The 15547-nt window shown below is 36.2% G+C and carries 14 protein-coding genes; 9 read left to right on the top strand and 5 right to left on the bottom strand.

Annotated elements, in window-relative coordinates; all coding sequences use genetic code 11:
• The first annotated feature begins 52 nt into the window (after positions 1–52).
• The 5 genes from DEU40_RS09100 (at position 53) to DEU40_RS09080 (ending at position 5259) form a co-directional block, all read left to right on the top strand.
• On the top strand, positions 53–454 hold the full coding sequence (locus tag DEU40_RS09100) for a hypothetical protein (protein WP_110009557.1): 402 nt from the start codon (positions 53–55) through the stop codon (positions 452–454).
• Positions 455–512: 58 nt separating this feature from the next.
• Positions 513–1130, top strand: coding sequence for a DUF1684 domain-containing protein (locus DEU40_RS09095; protein ID WP_110009556.1), 618 nt, complete (start codon positions 513–515; stop codon positions 1128–1130).
• 4 nt (positions 1131–1134) lie between these two features.
• Positions 1135–1608 (top strand): GNAT family N-acetyltransferase, encoded by a 474-nt coding sequence (locus DEU40_RS09090; RefSeq protein WP_228406477.1) that lies wholly within the window; start codon positions 1135–1137, stop codon positions 1606–1608.
• A gap of 73 nt (positions 1609–1681) precedes the next feature.
• A complete protein-coding gene (locus tag DEU40_RS09085; protein ID WP_110009554.1) occupies positions 1682–2491 on the top strand; it encodes a glucose 1-dehydrogenase in 810 nt (269 codons plus the stop codon).
• Between the two features lie 107 nt (positions 2492–2598).
• Positions 2599–5259, top strand: coding sequence for an MGH1-like glycoside hydrolase domain-containing protein (locus tag DEU40_RS09080; RefSeq protein WP_110009553.1), 2661 nt, complete (start codon positions 2599–2601; stop codon positions 5257–5259).
• 6 nt (positions 5260–5265) lie between these two features.
• Here the strand turns inward: DEU40_RS09080 and recO are convergent, their stop codons facing one another.
• Genes recO through DEU40_RS09060 form a run of 4 tightly spaced genes read right to left on the bottom strand, consistent with a single transcriptional unit; the run spans position 5266 to position 9926 of the window.
• Positions 5266–5952, bottom strand: a complete 687-nt coding sequence (gene recO, locus DEU40_RS09075) for a DNA repair protein RecO (RefSeq protein WP_110009552.1) — start codon at positions 5950–5952, stop codon at positions 5266–5268.
• Positions 5952–8216 (bottom strand): T9SS type A sorting domain-containing protein, encoded by a 2265-nt coding sequence (locus DEU40_RS09070; protein WP_110009551.1) that lies wholly within the window; start codon positions 8214–8216, stop codon positions 5952–5954. The genes recO and DEU40_RS09070 overlap by 1 nt, the downstream gene beginning before the upstream one ends.
• 1 nt (position 8217) lies before the next feature.
• On the bottom strand, positions 8218–9168 hold the full coding sequence (locus tag DEU40_RS09065; RefSeq protein WP_110009550.1) for a bifunctional metallophosphatase/5'-nucleotidase: 951 nt from the start codon (positions 9166–9168) through the stop codon (positions 8218–8220).
• 2 nt (positions 9169–9170) lie between these two features.
• Complete coding sequence (locus DEU40_RS09060) at positions 9171–9926, bottom strand: 5'-nucleotidase C-terminal domain-containing protein (protein WP_110009549.1); 756 nt, start codon at positions 9924–9926, stop codon at positions 9171–9173.
• Positions 9927–10033: 107 nt separating this feature from the next.
• On the opposite strand from DEU40_RS09060, the gene dapA reads away from it, so the two are divergent.
• From dapA to DEU40_RS09040, 4 genes are all read left to right on the top strand, one after another.
• Complete coding sequence (gene dapA, locus DEU40_RS09055; protein ID WP_110009548.1) at positions 10034–10906, top strand: 4-hydroxy-tetrahydrodipicolinate synthase; 873 nt, start codon at positions 10034–10036, stop codon at positions 10904–10906.
• A 119-nt stretch (positions 10907–11025) separates the two neighbouring features.
• Positions 11026–11529, top strand: a complete 504-nt coding sequence (locus DEU40_RS09050) for a GNAT family N-acetyltransferase (protein WP_110009547.1) — start codon at positions 11026–11028, stop codon at positions 11527–11529.
• A 293-nt stretch (positions 11530–11822) separates the two neighbouring features.
• On the top strand, positions 11823–12404 hold the full coding sequence (locus DEU40_RS09045) for a helix-turn-helix domain-containing protein (protein WP_110009546.1): 582 nt from the start codon (positions 11823–11825) through the stop codon (positions 12402–12404).
• Positions 12397–12843: a response regulator gene (locus DEU40_RS09040; RefSeq protein WP_110009545.1), complete on the top strand. Its 447-nt coding sequence runs from the start codon at positions 12397–12399 to the stop codon at positions 12841–12843. Before DEU40_RS09045 ends, DEU40_RS09040 begins: the two co-directional genes overlap by 8 nt.
• A gap of 612 nt (positions 12844–13455) precedes the next feature.
• Here DEU40_RS09040 and recG read toward each other — a convergent pair.
• Entirely contained in the window at positions 13456–15543 is a 2088-nt protein-coding gene (gene recG, locus DEU40_RS09035) for an ATP-dependent DNA helicase RecG (RefSeq protein ID WP_110009544.1), read from the bottom strand.
• Positions 15544–15547: the final 4 nt, after the last annotated feature.

Genomic DNA, 15547 nt, shown 5'->3' with positions numbered 1-15547 from the left:
ATGAAAAGCATACTATGATAAAGGAGTTGAAAAAATATTAATTTACGATTAAATGACAAGCATTCTCTACACTTCAAAAAATGAAATAAATTATTCTTTTTTATATAGTTTTCAACAAGTATATTCAGAAGACCATGATGTTAATATATTAATTTTTGAAATTTGGGAGAAAGGGAAAGAAGAGCATGACAAGTTTAGTTTTATCCTCCGAGAAATGGAAAATGGCAATGATTTGAAAGTCGTTGATTTGTTTCCAGATTCAAAAAAATATTATTTAGGAAAAGGAATTTCAAGAGCGATGATTTTACATTGTAAAAATTTATTTATGAAACGTATTATTTCTGAAGGAGGAAATAATAACTGGGAAGAAGCTCGGATCAAAGTTTGGGAACGTATGAAATCTAACGGAGAAGTTGCTTATTGCGAATCAAAAGATTTTTACTTTACATTATAATAAAATGAACTATTAAAATAATCTCATAAACAATAGCTTTACTTATAATTTTAAATTCATGAAAAAATATATCATACTCTTTTTACTGCTTCCTCTATGGGTTTTTTCTCAGAAAAAGATGTCAAAGGAAGAGAAAGAGGTTCAGAAGTTTCAGAAAGAACTCAATGCAGAATATCTTAACCCAAAGGAAACTCCATTAAGAGGTGATAATTTTAAAAATTTTAAAGGACATCCTTTCTTCCCTTTTGATGCTAAATACAGAGTTACTGCGCAATTTGTAAAATCAGAAGATACAAAACCCTTTGATCTTCCTACGTCTTCAGGGAAAACAAAAACGTATCAGGAATATGGAAAAGCAACCTTTATATTAGATGGCAAGCCGTATACTGTAACGTTATACCAAAGCCTGGATCTGATCAAACAGGAAAAATACAAAGACTATCTTTTCCTTCCGTTCCGTGATGCAACCAATGAAAAAGAAACCTACGGAGGAGGGAAATATATGGATCTTAAAATCCCGAAAGGAAATACCATTGTGCTTGATTTTAATCAATCTTACCATCCGTTCTGTGCTTATAATGCTTATGATTACAACTGCCCGATTGTTCCGGAGGAAAATAAGCTTCCCGTGGAAATCCGTGCAGGGGTAATGTATGAAGATATTTACCATCACTAATATTATGATACATTTAGAATTCTTTAAACCAGAAGATCTTTCCGGGGTCAGCTATGCTTTGGATGAAAATCAGATGAGATTTACAGCGACTGCTCAACAGGCTTTGCAAAGCATCAGTGAGAGGGATGATAACGATGCATTTCCCGTGACTATATTTTACAACGATCAGCCTGCAGGCTTTTTTGTCCTTGATTTCGGGAAAGATAAACTGGAACTTACTAATAATGAAAACTCAACGTTGTTACGATCCTTATCTGTGAATCCCGGGATGCAGGGCAAAGGAATTGGAAAAGCGGCGATGCTTGAAGTAAGTGATTTTGTCAGAAACTACTTTAAAACCTGCGATGAAATTGTATTGGCCGTCAATCAGAAAAACGATTCTGCTTACCATATTTACCTTAAGGCAGGATACATTTATGACGGTAAGACCAGAATCGGAAGAAGCGGACCTCAATATCTGATGTACAAAAAACTTTAATAAAATTTTAAAATCATAATTTTTTATCTGCTGATATCTTTCCATAACTTTGAGTAACATCAAATTACAAAACATGGAAATATCACTTCAGAATCAGGTGGCAGTAGTCACAGGAGCTTCCAGTGGAATCGGTTCAGGAATTGCAAAATCATTGGCGGCAGCAGGAGCAACAGTCATTGTCAACCATTCCTCAGAAAGATCTACGGATGAAGCTAAAGCTGTTTTAAAAGAAATAACGGATGCCGGAGGGAAAGGAATGACCTACCAATGTGATGTTTCCAAAGAAGATCAGGTCATCAGAATGTTTCAGGATGTCATTGCTGAGTACCAGACTGTAGATATTCTGATCAATAATGCAGGGATTCAGAAAGACGCAAAATTCACTGAAATGACTCTTGATCAATGGAATGCTGTCATAGGAGTTAATCTGACAGGACAATTTCTATGCGCCAGAGAAGCCATTAAAGAATTTCTGCGAAGAGGAATCGACACTTCCCGCTCTGTTGCCTGTGGGAAAATTATTCATATCAGTTCAGTGCATGAAATTATTCCGTGGGCGGGTCATGCTAATTACGCTTCCAGTAAAGGGGCAATCAGAATGTTGATGCAAACGCTTGCTCAGGAATATGGTGCGGACAAAATCCGTGTCAATTCCATTTGTCCGGGAGCGATTCAGACGCCGATTAACCGGAATGCATGGGATACTCCGGAAGCTCTTAATTCTCTTTTCAACCTTATTCCTTATAACAGGATCGGACAACCGCAGGATATCGGAAATTTAGCTGCATTTCTTGCCAGTGACCTTGCAGATTATATTACCGGAACAAGCATTTTCGTGGATGGTGGAATGACTACGTTTGAGAGTTTTTCTACCGGAGGATAAAGGAATTCGAAGTTCAAAGTTTAATGTTCAAGGTTTAAAGTTTTTGAGGTTGTTTTTTAGAACTTGAAACGGAATTAAATATTACTCACTACTCATAATTATCGTTTATGTTGGAAAAACAGAGAATTTCAGATATTTCATGGAAAAAATGGGGCCCTTATGTAAGCAACCGTGAATGGGGGCTCGTTCGGGAAGACTACAGTGAAGACGGAGATGCCTGGAATTACACAGGCCACGATACCGCAGAAGCCAAAACATACCGTTGGGGTGAAGAAGGGATATGCGGAATCTGTGACGATCTTCAGAAACTTGTATTCTCTGTAGGTTTCTGGAATAAAAAGGACAAAATGGTGAAAGAGCGGTTCTTTGGACTCACCAACGGACAAGGGAATCATGGTGAAGATGTAAAGGAATATTTCTATTATCTTGATTCTACTCCTACCCATTCTTATATGAAGATGCTGTACAAGTACCCTCAGAATGCATTTCCTTATGAGCAGCTTGTAAAAATAAATGCTGAAAGAGGAAAAGAGGATCCGGAATATGAGCTGATTGACACAGGAATTTTTGATCAGAATGACTATTTTGATATTTTTATAGAATATGCAAAAGAAAGTCAGAATGATATTCTTGTAAGATTAACAATTATCAATAAATCTGAAAAAGAAGCATGTCTGGTCATCTTACCGACAGTTTGGTTCAGAAATACCTGGAACTGGGGATATGATGATTATAAACCCCAATTGTCTGCGGAAGATGCTGATCATATTAAAGTCAATCATCAGGATATTGAGATTAAAAATGTATATGCAAAACAGTCCTTAAAGACCTTGTTTTGTAATAATGAAACCAATAATGAAAAGCTTTATCAATGTTCTAATGATTCAAAATACTGTAAAGACGGGATCAATAATTTTGTGATGACGGGAAATTCCCAGTCTGTAAATCCGCAAAATGCAGGAACTAAAGCTTCTTTCTTTATTGATGAGGACTTTCAGGATGGAGAAGCGAAGATATTTGAATTCAGACTTTCAGATAAGGATATTCGAGAGCCTTTTAAAGATTTTGATATCCTTTTTGAACAAAGACAGAAAGAGGCAGATGAGTTTTATGCAGAAATCCAGAAAGGAATTGCTTCGGAAGATGAAAAACTGGTTCAAAGGCAGGCTTTTGCCGGAATGCTTTGGAACAAAATGTTTTATCACTACAATGTAGAAAAATGGCTGAAAGGTGACCCTTCCGAAGTGCCGCCGCCAAAATCCCGGGAAACAATAAGAAATTACGACTGGAAGCATCTGAACAATGAGCATATCATTTCAATGCCTGATAAATGGGAATATCCATGGTATGCAACATGGGATCTGGCATTTCATACCATCAGTTTCTCTTTGATAGATCCGGACTTTGCAAAACATCAGCTGAAACTTTTCCTGTTTGAATGGTATATGCATCCCAACGGACAGCTTCCTGCCTACGAATGGAACCTGAGTGATGTGAATCCTCCTGTACATGCCTGGGCGGTTTTCAGAGTATTTAAAATTGATGAATATTTAAAAGACAAACCGGACCTGGAATTTCTCGAAAGTGCTTTCCAAAAACTGCTCATGAATTTTACCTGGTGGGTTAACAAAAAAGACCTTAACGGTAATAATATCTTTGAAGGAGGATTCCTGGGACTTGATAATATCGGTGTTTTTGACAGGAATTCTGTTTTACCCAACGGAGAACAGCTGGAACAGTCGGATGGAACGAGCTGGATGGCTATGTTTGCCCTCAATATGATGAGAATTGCCCTGGAACTGGCTCTTTACAATAAGGTGTATGAGGAGATGGCGATGAAATTCTTTGAACATTTCCTGTCGATTGCCCATTCATTGGATAATATGGGGGATGAGAATTTCAGTCTTTGGGATGAGCAGGATGAATTTTTCTATGATGCAATTACTTCCAGTGACGGAACTCATATGTATCTGAAATTAAGAACCATCGTTGGGCTGATCCCGATGTTTGCTGTTGAGGTTATTGATGATGAAATGATTGAAAACCTTCCCAATTTCAAAAAAAGAATGAAATGGGTACTGGATAATAAACCTGAACTCGCTTCTCTGGTTTCAAGATGGGAAGTGAAGGGACAGGATTCAAAACATCTTTTATCCCTGCTTCGGGGACATCGTCTGAAAAGACTATTAAACCGGATGTTGAATCCGGATGAATTTCTAAGTGATTATGGAGTAAGAGCCTTATCCAAAGAGTATGAAAGAAATCCTTATACTTTAACTCTGAATGAAACGGATTTTACTGTTAAATATACCCCTGCAGAAAGTGACAGCGGTTTGTTTGGCGGAAACAGCAACTGGCGCGGCCCCGTGTGGTTTCCGATCAATTTTCTTATTATTGACAGTCTTCAGCGTTTTTTCTTCTATTACAGTCCGGATTTTTTGGTAGAATATCCTACGGGCAGCGGTAATTATTCAGACCTTGATCAGATTGCAGATGCTTTAAATAAAAGACTAGCGAAGATATTTTTAAAGGATGAAAATGGTAAACGCCCGGTTCATGGGCAGTATGAAAGGTTTCAGACCGATCCGGATTTTAGAGATTATATCCTTTTCTATGAATATTTCCATGGAGACAACGGCCGTGGAGTTGGAGCTTCCCATCAGACAGGCTGGACGGGACTTATTGCTAAGATTCTTCAGCCCAGATTTTCCAAAAAAGAAATGGCAGAATCCGAAACTGAAATGCCGGATAATGCAGAAAAACAATAAGCTGGTTTATTCAAATATCTGCTGTATAATTTCAAGTGAGGCCGGAGTTTTGAAGTCCGTGATATGATAATGATAGTACACCAAAAGACTGTCAAGGAAATCTTTTCTTAATGAAGAACGGATTTTTGTGGCATAAAAATCTTCTGCACAAAGAGCTTCTTTCCATACCATTGAAATTTCTTCATTGAAAAGCTGATGGCTTATTCCTGAAGAAAAAGTGCCGGTTTCCGGATCTAAGAAATTTCCTTCGCTCAATAATGGAGCTACACCCTGAATTTTTAAAAAAGCCAGTAAAAACAGAAGATGTGCCTGATAATTTCTATTGGTCAGCTCACTGATAAGATGATCAATACCGGAATAGACGGGAATATTTTTATTCTCATGCTTAAGAATATGACTCAGAAAATCCGAGATAAAGAAAATGACAGTATTGACCTTTATATCTGTATAGATGTCATTATTTTTTACCAGTTCAAACTTTGAAACAGTCGGAATTCCGTTGCCCCGTGCTGGATTAACTGAAAAATTGAGCTGGCTCAGCGGCTGAAGCAGGGCTTTCTTTTTGTTCTTTTTGGAATAAATTCCTTTCAGAAAATAGCTCTGAAAACCCTCTTCTTCTGTAAAACAATGCAATACAGCATCATTTTCCCCGTATTTGATAAATGAAAGTAAAAAACCGTTTTGTGAATTCATTAATTAACCACTCCTATTTTGGCGGTAGCTTTATCAGATCCGTCTTCATTCGTCATCAGGACAAAATAAATCCCTGAAGCTACTCTTGTTCCTTTCTGATTATTGAGATCCCATTCATAATAACCTCCTCGTGCAACGGCAGAGTGTACTACATTTCCTGCAGCATCCACGATTCTTATATTGGTTTTTTCTGCAAGACCTTTTATCGTTACTTTTCCTTTGAAGTTTGAATACACAACAGGATTAGGATATACTACAACATCACCGAAATTGGATGTCACATCAGCAACATCGCCCTGATAAGTCACAATACCATTATATGTTACAAAATATACTTTACCTGTTTTTTTATCAACTTTTATATCGGTAACACTATTGGTAGGTAGTGGTGAATTTTCCTTTGTAAAATGTTTTATGGTTCTCTGACCGTCTGAAGAGAGGTAGTAAACACCTCCACCGTCAACAGATACCCATTTATAATCACCTGCATCTACTGCAATCTGAAGAATTGCTGATTCTCTGAAAAGCTCTTCACCCAAACCATTCTGCTCTATCACTATAGGTTCCACTTTAGGCTGGGCACTTTTAATTTCTGATGCTGCGTTTGACATGATCCTCAGACCTCCGTCCGTACCAATCCATGCATCACCAGCCTTATCAAAGGCTACAGATAAAATTCCTCCTGAACTGTTAAATCCATTAGATGTTCCCAGGATATAATCTGAATCATCGGAAAGGTTAAGAGCATTTTTATAATCATATACCCAGAAGTTATTGGATCTCGGCAGCGGAGTCCACAACATATTTTCGTGGAAAACCGGTTTTTGAGTACCATCACTGGCCAGAACTAATTTTTTGATAACAAAATCATCAGCTGCTTTATCATAAATTCCCATAGATGGGTTTCCATCATTAAAACCAAATGATACAAAAAGATTGCTCTGAGCGTCTGTAGCAAAACCTACTGGGCGTCTGTAGTAAGGCTGTGCTCCCAGATTATAATATTTTACCAGTTCAAAATCTTTACTGGTAGCATTGTACTTCATTTTGTAAACTCCATTATCCAACATGGTATAATTGGTAAAGAGTACTTCATTATTGTTATAAGGACTTATAATAGCATCCAGTACGTTGATAAAGGTTGGACGATTGGGATTACTTTTATTGAAAAATGAAGGATAAATCCATTCCGTACCATTGAAATAATAAAATCCTGGTTCTTGTGGCTGAATAAACGGATGGTTGTAGTTATTGGCTCTGGCACCAGAGGAAACCAGGAGCTGACCGTTGTCAAAAAGATTGATATTATAGGCAAAATTGAAATAAGGACCGGAAGGTTTAAAAGTATTGTTACCTTCATCCTTAATTCCCGATAATACCGTTCCTCCTAAAATCTTTCCGCCAGCTGTTAATGCAGTATTGCATTCTTCACCAAGACTTACCGCATTTTGTGATACTCCATTGATTCCATAGGTGTATACTCTGTTATCTGTAACCACAATACTATTTGAAGTAATAACAACATCCCTGATTTTTTCAAAAGTAGTAGGAAGTTGTGTCGGGGTACCGTTATTATAAATATAAGCTGCTGTAGCCGTTGAGAAAACCAGTTCTGATTCTGAATCTATATGTTTGAAAGCTCCGGGAGCTTCCGTTGTCCATGTAGAAAATACAGGAAATGTAGTATTCATTTGATGGCTTTTCAAACCTGTATCCGTTACAGAATATACTTTATTATCGAATATGGTGGCTTCATTACTTGCCTGATAAACCCCGCCGGTCAGGAAAAATGCAGAATCACCAAATTCTTTATTCTGAAGATTAAAGATGGAAACTCCATATCCAACAGAAATGACAGCCTGATCTCCGGTTATGGAAATGTGGTTGATCTTTTTGTCTCCATTATATCCTGTAGCAATGGGAATATCAACAATATATTTGATTTCCTGAGGTGTAATAACATCCATAGATCCGTTTTCATAACCGATAAGTCCGGTTTTAGTCTGTGGATTATAGTCGAAAGCTGTAATTCCGATATTATGCAGCCCGTTGGCTTTAGATAACTTCGTAATTTCTCCGGTCGATATTGTATAATAGAATATTCCGTTTTGGGTGGCTGCAATGATTTTTCCATTGTCTTCTTTCATGGCTAAGACATTATTGTAGGAAAACAGATCTGCCCACTTTTTGGATGAAATAACCTGAGCTTTTGTCAGCTGCAGGGATGCTAAAATACCAAGGGAAATTAGAGAAAGTTTTTTCATATTATGCGGTTATGCTGCTATCTATCACCTGATTGTTCCAGGAAATATGCTGTACGTTTTTGTTTGTATCAAAATAAAAATCTATCCTACCTAAAAGAAGACCAGCCCATCCCACCTGATTGACAAGAACATTTTTGCCTTGTCTGTTGGTAAAGGATTGTGGTTCCGGTAAGAATGTATGAGTATGGCCTCCTAAGATAATATCAATATTTTCTGTATTGGCCGCTAAAATTTTATCACTTATTTTATCCGGTTCGTCTCTGTAGTCGTATCCGATGTGCGAAAGACAAATCACCAGATCACATTTCTGATCTTTTTTCAGGAAATTTGAATAATGCTGTGCTACATCAATCGGGTTAGAATAAACAGTTTCCCCGTACTGTTTTTTACCTACAAGACCATCCAGCTGGATTCCTACCCCGAAAATCCCTACTTTGATTCCATTTTTGTTGAATATCTGGTAGGGAGAAGTTTTCCCGTCAAGAACAGTATTTTTAAAATCATAATTGGAACAGATAAATGGAAACTTCGCATTAGGAAGCACCTTTAAAAATCCATCAAGCCCATTGTCGAAATCATGATTTCCCATGGTAGAGGCGTCATATTTCATCATAGACATTAATTTGAATTCCAGCTCACCTCCAAAGAAGTTAAAATAAGGAGTTCCCTGAAAAATATCCCCTGAATCAAGAAGAAGAACATTGCTTTCCTGGCTTCTGATCTGTTGAATTAAGCTTGCCCTTCTTGCAAAACCTCCCTGATTAGGATTTTTGGTATAGCTCGCGTCAAAAGGCTCTATTCTGCTATGTTGGTCATTGGTATGAAGAATAGTCAGTTTATTTGCAGATTTTAAATTAAGAATTTTTAATTCCTCCGCCATCATCATATTGGGAGCTAAAGCCATTGCTAAAGATCCGCCTCCTATTGCTTTTAAAAAACTTTTTCTATCCATTATTACTTCCCGATAAAATGTAAACGAACATCCGAATTAACCACCACTTCAGGTGATTTTTTAAAATAATCGATAAACATATCTCTCATTTTAATCCCTGTTGCAATGGTTTCTCCTTTAGCAAAGAATTTCATATTGTCTCCGCCCAGGGCAAGATAGTCTGAAGTGGCAATATAATAATCTTTAGCCGGATCTACTGTGTTGCCGTTGATTAAGGATTTGGTTACCTGTCCGTTTTTTGTTTCAATATATAAATGTGAAACAGGATTGTTGACCTGCGTTTTTGCATAATACTCAAAAAGACCCTGTAAATCTGCTCCCTTCATTTTCACAATCACCACTTCATTTTCGAAAGGCATTACTTCAAATACATTTTTAAGTAAAATATCTCCCTTTCCGATAGTGGTACGGATCCCTCCGATATTGATCAGTGCAGCGTCTACATTTTGCTTTAGATGAGTTTTGATCCATTCATTACCTCCTTCAAACGTATAGTCAGCTAAAAGATTACCCAGATTGCTGTTATCGCCCTGTTTGGTAAGATCCACGTTGGTATGTGAAATCTTCTGGTTCATTTCTTGATCCAGTTTCTGCTTATAAGGTTCGATCAATTTTACAAACTCCTCATCATTCTTTAGCTCATTATTAATAGAAATATTTTTCTGGGTCTTTACATTCACAAGCTGCGGCACAGAAGCCGTTTTGCATGCAGTAAGCGACACCAGAGCAATTCCTAATAACAAGAATTTATTTTTCATAATCTCTTTTAGTATATGCAAATATAACTATATGTATAATAAAACATTATTATTTATTACAAATTCTTACCGTAAATGATTAAATTTGGCAAAAATAATTCTAACAGATGAGCATTTTAAAAGGAGTAGGTGTTGCATTGGTAACGCCCTTTAATGAAGATTTATCCGTAGACTTCGACAGTTTAACAAAACTGGTGGAGTACAATATCGAAAACGGAACCAATTATTTGGTAGTATTGGGAACAACGGCAGAAGCCGCAACGCTTTCTGCAGAGGAGAAGAAACAGGTAATTGAGCATATCATTAAGGTGAATAATAAACGTCTTCCATTGGTTTTGGGAATTGGCGGCAACAATACTCTTGAAGTCAAGAAACAGATTGAAGAAGCTGATCTTTCTGCATTTGAAGCAGTACTTTCAGTATCTCCATATTATAATAAACCGAACCAGGAAGGGCTTTATCAGCATTATAAGGCATTAGCTTCCACAGGAAAAAATATTATTATTTATAACGTTCCGTCAAGAACAGGGCAAAATGTAGAAGCAGAGACTACGCTTCGTCTTGCAAAGGAATTCCCGAATTTGTTTTTGATTAAAGAAGCTTCTCCTAACATTCTTCAGTATTTTGATATTCTGAGAAAGAAACCTGAAGGATTTTCTTTAGTTTCAGGAGATGATGAATATACATTACCTGTAACATTAGCCGGTGGAGATGGTGTAATTTCCGTAATCGGACAGGCGTATCCCAAAGAATTCTCTACTATGGTACAGCTTGCTTTCGAAGGTAAAGTAAAAGAAGCTTATGAAATTCATAACAAACTGGTAGATATTACCCGTTTGATTTTTGCTGAAGGTAATCCTTGTGGTATTAAAGTAATCCTGACCGAAAAAGGAATCATCAAAAATTATCTCAGACTTCCTTTGGTAAAAGCTTCTGAAGGTCTTCATGCAAAAATTAAAGCTGAAATGGCTAAGATTTAATAATGATCTGACAAAATGAATTTTAATCATGTTAAAACTCATCAGTATCATTGAACAATATAAAAAGAGTGAAAAGTTTAGGCTTTTCACTTTTTTTAATCATCATAATATAATCAATCATGAAATTACAACAGGCAACAGCTGCAGACATCCCGTTGATTCAGGATCTTGCAAGACGATCATGGGAAAATGCTTATGCAGACATTCTTTCGAAAGAACAAATGGAGTTTATGCTCTCAGAAATGTATTCTGAAAATGAAATTTTACATCATTTCCAAAATCCGAATTATCATTATTATCTTATTCAGGATGAAAATAATAATACTTGTGAAGGCTTTATCGGATATGAGCACAACTATGAAGAGGAAACCACAAAGTTACACAGGATTTATCTGGTTCCTGAGAGTAAAGGAAAAGGATTTGGGAAAGGAGCACTTCAGTTTCTGAATGAGAAAGTTTCTGAAAACGGAAACAACAGAATTATCCTGAATGTCAATAAATACAATTCAGCCAGAAACTTCTACGAATCCCAGGGATATAGAGTGTATGACGAAGGTGTTTTTGATATTGGTAACGGTTTTGTGATGGATGATTTTCTTATGGAATATCTAATTCACAGATAAATGACTTAAAATTTTGTAACTTTATCCTGTAATTCTATAACAAGTGATTTCTTTTTTTGATTCATCTTTGCTTCAGAACCAAATCACTTATACAATACATTCATATGCTTGGTTTTGAGCTGAAAAGCTTTTTATCAGTATATTTTTTTCATCCTTAGTGTTTAAATTCCTGTATTCTAAAATACAGGAGTTTTTTCGTATTTATAGTAAAATATTAAAAATATACACCTATTTCACATTTACTTGAAATAAATTATTATATTTACTCCATAAATTGGCTTATATATACTAGGATGAAAATGTATGTTAAATTTGATTTCAATGCTCTTTGTAAAAAGGTATTGGACGAGAAACTTAAAGAACACGGGCTGAAGTACAGGTTACTGAACTTCGGTGAGGTGGAATTCTATGAGCCCCTTACGCAGGAACAGCACAATCTTTTTAAGAAAAATCTTGAAGATTATGGTATCGAGATCATAGAAAGCCAAAAAAACGCGTTGGTCCAGAAAATCAAAGATGCTATTGTAGAGCTTGTCTTTTCTGATGAAATTATACCTGTAAAAGCATCTATCTATATTTCTGAAAAACTTAATCACAGCTATGGATACCTTTCCAATCTGTTTTCAGAAGTTGCTTTTACCTCTATTGAGAATTTTATTATTCTGCAGAAGATAGAGCATGCGAAGGCTCTTATCATAAGAAACAAACAAAGCCTTACAGAAATTGCCCATAAGCTGAACTATTCCAGTGTGGCGCATTTAAGTACCCAATTTAAAAATACAACAGGAATTACCCCATCCCAGTTTCAAAAAATTATAGGCAGGCGAAGAAGAGTACAAAGCACGGTAATAAACCCTAAAATGCAGTATGAATAAAGAATTTCTGAACGTAATAGTAGCAGATAACGATGAAAACATTTTGATTTTTTTTAAAAAAATTTTGAAAGAGTTGAAAATCTCTATAAAAGTTCAATGTTTCAGTAACGGAAACAGCCTGATGGAATACCTGAATAATGATGATGCCGTAGTTCCGGAACTTGTTTTTATAAATTATATGATTCCCGGAAAAGAGAGCATGGAATGTCTGGAAGATATCAGTTCGAATGCAAAATTCAACAACATGGTGACAGCCATTTTTTCTGATCCGATTCCGGAAAATGAAGTAGAAGAAATTTTTGTGAAAGGTGCTCACATTTTTATGAAAAAACCGGACTGTTTTGAGAAGCTCAGAAAGGTTCTTACAGAAGTTATTACCATCAACTGGCAGTATCACACGTCGGGTTTGAATAAAGATAATTTAATCCTGAAAGTATGATGAATAAAGGATTTATTAATTTAATGTTAATAATTTAAAAATCGTATTTATTGCATACTATTCACAAATAGGTGAAAATTTTATAACTAATCATTAAAATAATATAAAAGGCATCTGAATTAATATACGGACATTTGTAAAAGTAAACTCAGACACAAATTTATTATATAGTACAAGATACAGATGAATGAGAAGTAATTGTTTCTAAAGAACAAAATTTATATAAATCACGATGTTAGTTAAACAAAATGGATTATACTAATTTTCCAATTATAAAGCACAGAAGATCTTTAAACAAAACGGTACAATCATGAAAACTCAATAAGTAGTTGGAGATATTTTTATTCGTTTCATTCCCTCATCTCCATCGAAACACAGTTAGTTTTTATAATAAGCAAGTTGGAAAAAATAATTCATTTTGTTTTTTTATAATTTATTTTAATAGTAATGGTTTTAGCTCATTATTATATTGTTATATAAATATTTTCACACCACATCACAAAATATTAAACCTGAACTATTAAAATAAATTTTTTTGGACATACCAAAAAGTAATTTCTTCTAAATAACAGTTTTATAAGGGGGCCGCAGGAAATTTTTTCTGCGGTTTTTTTATGATATTTTACTCCACTTGTTTTTTCCTTTGTAGTATCTGATATAATAATTTTTGATGATCAGATTGTCGGGTCTTGAAAGCATGGGATCAGCTTCCAGTATTCTTTCTACCGTATTTTTTGTTGTTTTGATGATCGCCGAGTCATTAATAAGATCCAGTCTTTTAAAATCTACCACACCACTTTGCTGGGTACCCAGTATATCTCCGGGCCCGCGAAGCTGCATATCTACCTCAGAAATTTTAAAACCATCATTGGTTTCAGTCATTGTTTTGATACGTGTTCTGCTTTCTTTTGATAATTTATCGGAAGTCATGAGGATACAGTAACTCTGTTCTGCTCCTCTTCCCACACGTCCTCTGAGCTGGTGAAGCTGTGATAGCCCGAACCTTTCAGAACTCTCAATAACCATAACAGAAGCATTCGGAACGTTTACTCCCACTTCAATGACCGTTGTTGCAACCATTATTTCAGCCTTTCCCGATGCAAAATAAGCCATCGCAGCATCTTTTTCATCCGGTTTCATTTTCCCGTGAAGCATAGTGACATTATATTCTGAAAAATAATCCATCACATGCTCCAAACCTTCCATAAGGTTTTTATAATCAAGGGTTTCAGATTCTTCAATCAAAGGATATACAAAATAAATCTGCCTTCCGTTTTTAATTTCATCTTTACAGAAGTTATAGACATACAATCTGTCTTTTTCCCGGCGGTGGGCTGTAATAATAGGCTTTCTTCCCACCGGCATTTCATCAATCACCGAAACATCCAGATCAGAATAAAAACTCATGGCCAGAGTCCTTGGAATTGGTGTGGCTGTCATCACCAGAATATGAGGCGGAATCTTATTTTTAGCCCAGAGTTTAGCCCTTTGAGCAACTCCGAATCTATGCTGCTCGTCAATAATGGCTAATCCCAGATTTTTAAATTTAACTTTATCTTCCAAAACAGCATGGGTTCCCACTAAAATAGAAAGTGTACCACTTTCCAGTTCTTCATGGATAATTCTTCGTTCTGCTGCTTTGGTAGAACCTGTGAGGAGACGGATATTGATCCCTGTTTTTTCCAAGAGCTCTTTGATACCATTGTAATGCTGCTGGGCAAGAATCTCCGTTGGAGCCATCAGGCAGCTCTGAAATCCATTGTCCATGGCGATTAGCATGGTAAGAAGAGCAACCATTGTTTTTCCTGATCCTACATCTCCCTGTAAAAGCCTGTTCATCTGAATCGGCCTTTTCATATCCATACGAATTTCCTTTAAAACTCTTTTTTGTGCATTGGTAAGCTCAAAAGGAAGATGTTTTTCATAAAAATCATTGAAATGGTCTCCAATAATCGGGAAAGGATTACCGTGGGATTGTGTTTTATGATGAAGCTTCTTTAAACCATATCCTAACTGAAAGAAAAACGATTCTTCAAATTTCAGCCGGTAGTCCGCTTTATCGAAATGTTCCTGATCTTTGGGAAAGTGAACATTCAGAAAGGCATGCTGCCTGGACATGAATTTAAAGGTTTTCATCAGGTATTCCGGAAAATTTTCCTCAATAAGACCCGGAATTTCTTTGCAAATATTTCTTAAGGCATTCTGGAAAAATCTTTGATTCAATCCTCGTTTGGTTAGTTTTTCAGAACTCGGGTAAATGGGTTTAAGGCGGGTGTCACCCTCTTTTTTTTCTTCCGCTTCAATTTCCGGATGCGGCATAGAAAACTGGCGGTTGAAAACATTAATCTTTCCGAAGATATAAACTTCCCTGTTGATGGGAAGCTGTTCTTTCAACCACTTGGAATATTGAAACCAAACCAGATCTATACTACCTGTTTCATCATTGAACTTTGCAGATAATCGCTTGGTTTTACCGGTTTGAATTTCCTGTACCTGAGTAATTTTTCCCTTCAATTGTATTTCCTGACTGGTTTCTTCTCTAAGCTGAGAAACAGTATAGATTTTACTTTTGTCCAGATAACGGATAGGGTAGAAATTCAACATATCTTCTACAGTAGATAAGCCCAACACACTTTTGATGAGTTTGGCTCTTTCCGGACCTATTCCTTTTACATATTCTATGGAGGTTTCGAGATTCATTGTC

The organism is Chryseobacterium sp. AG844, from assembly GCF_003182335.1.
In the GTDB taxonomy this organism is placed as follows: Bacteria; Bacteroidota; Bacteroidia; order Flavobacteriales; family Weeksellaceae; genus Chryseobacterium; species Chryseobacterium cupriresistens.
This window is presented reverse-complemented; position numbering and strand designations above follow the sequence as displayed.